Here is a 3357-nt window from a genome sequence, read left to right on the forward strand (position 1 = left end):
AAAAGATTTGTACATCGTATCATAACTTGAAAACCCGTTATTATAGGCAATTTCCTTTAAAGTCAGATGGCTAAACATGATATCCCCAACCACGTTGACCATACGCTTTTTGGTATAAAACTCATAAAACGTACCACCATAGTACGCTTTACAATCTTTCTGAAACTGGTTATAGTTTCTGTCTAAATGCTCAAGTAAATCCTTAACAGATTTCTGATCGCCAGCAGTATATTGTTCCAACACCTTGTTTAAATACTTTAAATGCTGTGGCGTGGGTTTTAAAAGATGCTTTGGAATGCCCAGCTCGTGGAGTACAAACCTAACCGTAGCGCTTCCTCTTTCCAGAATGGCCATTCCGGTTACAAGGTGTATCTCTGTTTTTGTGGAGTAATGAACATGGACAGCAAGGAGCCTATTCTTTATAATTGGGAGTTCTATATTCAGTAGTCCATCAATGGAAACCAGTCTTTTTAAAAGCCTATCAGATTCTAGGATTTCCTTGTCATCCAAACTGATCTCTGTGAGAAATTCACTTTTATAATAGCTGTAGCCACGGGCTAAAAAACCAATCTGTTTAAAAAACGTTTCATAAAAACCGATCAATCTTTTGGTATAGCGCAAAATAAATCCGTTGTGCTCATAATAAAACATGGAATGCTTGAGAGACTTTGCAAACCTGACCATCGCCTCTTCCAAAATTTTATCAATATAGAATACCAAATAAAAATTCATTGAAGATTTATTATGCTTATGAACCTGTAACATTCAAATTTATCAAGGATCGCTTTTAATGAAAAGGACATAACTTGCTAAAAAACATAAAGTTATAAAAATAAGTCCTAATTAAAAAATAGGCAGAAACCACCACATTCGGACCATAACACAACCACTTCCCGCCCTAATCCGGCAAGTCGAATTTGCCTCACACAAATTATCCTGTCGAATTCGATCTAAAAGAATCAATAATTGTCAAATTAGTGCGTAGTCCATGGTGTGTCGTTGGTATAAGTGCTGTTAGACTCAGTTACCCTTCATCAATCATCGGTCATCACCCATTCACTAAAAATCACCAATCGTCATGTCGTCTATATTCTATATTCACCAATTTCAACTTCTCCCGATAACTATCGGGATTCAATTTCTATTTCAGGACGGGTCAGAACGGGTCATTTTGAACATGATAATACAACTGTATAATTCTTTTAGGACTATCAACTATATTTGTATATCTACAACAGGATTTAATCAATAATCTGTTCAGCTATTTCAGGACGGGTCAAATCTCACTTTTATTCTTTCCTGCCTCTATCAAAGCAACAATTTGGCATCTTTGTTCTAAGTTAAATTGTTTATATTTTTTCACAAGACAAATTTAGCACTAGGCCAATCACTTGGGGCTTGTCTTAAGTGATTTTTAATATGTGTTGCACTTATAAGTTGAACTTACAAATTAATATTTCTCGCAGAGAAACCAGAAGCAGGATGGTGAAAAAAAACTCCGGGAACTCAGCGAAAACTCCGCGTACCCTGTTCGCACCCATCCACGAGCAGAACCTTTATTTTACTTCATTTTTATACCATACCGCCAAAGCAAGCAACATACTTAATGGGTGGGAATACTCGACCATGTTTTTGGTTTTAAAATTATTGTAAAACCTAGCAAGGAGTTCTTTCGGAAGAAAGGGATGAAGATTTTCCCCAAAGAGATGTTCCTGAAGTTTTTCGTCATTTTCCATTCCCAAAAACTGAAGTTCCCAATTGCGTTGTATAAAAGGTTTTCCCAATTTTCCATTAATAACCCGCTTAACTTTGTCAACAATTTGATAAGGCAAGTTATAAGGCGATTTGTTTTTTTGAAAGGTATAAAGGTTATAAGGTTTTTGCGCTTGCCAGATTATTTTTGCCACTTCGGGAGATTCATTCTTTAAATAAGCAATTTGTATTTTCCGATCAGCTAAGTACTCTTCGTTAATACCACATATAAATGCCGCCATCCGGTCATCATAATAGGGTGCCTGAACGGGATTCGTGGCTTCAAAAATAGCAAAACCCAAATTTGTCCAGCGAACCGCTCGGGTGCTACTAAGATATGCTCGAGCTTTAGCAGAAACATTTTCGATAGGAATAGTATCCCACACCTCTTTTATCCGTTGTTTTAAATAGGGCATAAATTCGCCCTCAATTTCCCATTCTTTCCATAAAGCTTCCGCTAACTCCTGCCCTCCTTTAACTATGATCTTTTTTAATAGCCATTCCTCCACATTTTCTTCAGTAAGATCCTTAGGTGCTGGCGAATCAAAAAGTACATCTCCCCAATGGCCCAAAGTGAACACCCCATCCATTTTACGAAACTCTTCGATTACAGCCATTTGCCGAGCGTGGGTAAATTCGGTGCCATAATTCAGCAACTTTGCCAATTGGTCCACCTTATCCCACAAATATCCCTCTCGAATGGTCATATCATTATATTTATAACCTAGTACTTCGGCAATCTTTTTGGCAATTATTCCTTCCTTATAACCATTATGGAAGGAGTAGCTATAGGATAACACGGGATTTCCCAATTTGGAATAGGCTACGGCTTGGGTTCTGCTGTCCAGACCTCCAGAAAGGGGAAGCAAAACCGTGTCATTACTTGCCTGCTCTTTGCAGATGGTGTGAAAAAGCTCCGTGAATTCATTTACCGCTTGGTCAAAGGATATATCTCGAGGGCTGTAATGCCATTTGAACCAAGGTTGACTATCTACCCAATTCCCCTTGTCATCTATGGTATTGATTGTTCCCGGAGGTAACACTTTTTCATCCTTCCAGTAGGTATCTGTTCCCAAAAAATAGCTGGTGGCGGCAAAGATGCAGATGGCTTTTTTGTCCAATTCATGGGGAGCGCGAACTTTTACATAGGTTTGGTTGGTAGGGATGACAGAAGTTTTTATTTGTTTCATTGAAGAAAGAGGTTTAGGTTCTCGCAGCGTTTATTCTTAAAAGGGGCTAACCAGATGGCGAAGACCGTCTTTTAATGATTTCGCATTAAATTAATTTAAAAGCCAACAGTTTTCTTGTAAAGTTCCATCAAGAAAAATCAATTAGCAAAGCTAATAAAAAAAAACTCGCACTACTTTCCCACTAAACTCCCCGACCTCTATGTGAGTTCCATCTATTCAACACCTCATTGTACAACGCCTCCATCCCTCGTACCATCTGAGCTTCATTGTGCTGCACTTCTACCTTTTTCCTCGCCGCCTGTCGCACCACCTCAATCTCCTCCAACGACATCTTCTCAAAATTCATCACCACCTCTGCCATCGCCTTTACGTCTCGGCTTGGCACAAGCCAGCCCTCCTTTCCATTCTCAATTAA

General features: G+C 38.7%; 3 protein-coding genes. All 3 read right to left on the reverse strand.

Annotation, left to right across the window (positions count from 1 at the left end; translation table 11 throughout):
- A partial coding sequence (locus tag VNJ50_RS14280; RefSeq protein WP_325582970.1) for a hypothetical protein occupies positions 1–732 on the reverse strand: 732 nt, incomplete at its 3' end.
- An 824-nt stretch (positions 733–1556) separates the two neighbouring features.
- Complete coding sequence (locus VNJ50_RS14285) at positions 1557–2942, reverse strand: asparagine synthase-related protein (RefSeq protein ID WP_325582971.1); 1386 nt, start codon at positions 2940–2942, stop codon at positions 1557–1559.
- Between the two features lie 181 nt (positions 2943–3123).
- Positions 3124–3357 (reverse strand): glycosyltransferase (locus VNJ50_RS14290; protein ID WP_414652904.1); only part of this gene is annotated, 234 nt, incomplete at its 5' end.

This window comes from Gelidibacter sp., assembly GCF_035577925.1.
Taxonomy (GTDB): Bacteria; Bacteroidota; Bacteroidia; order Flavobacteriales; family Flavobacteriaceae; genus Gelidibacter.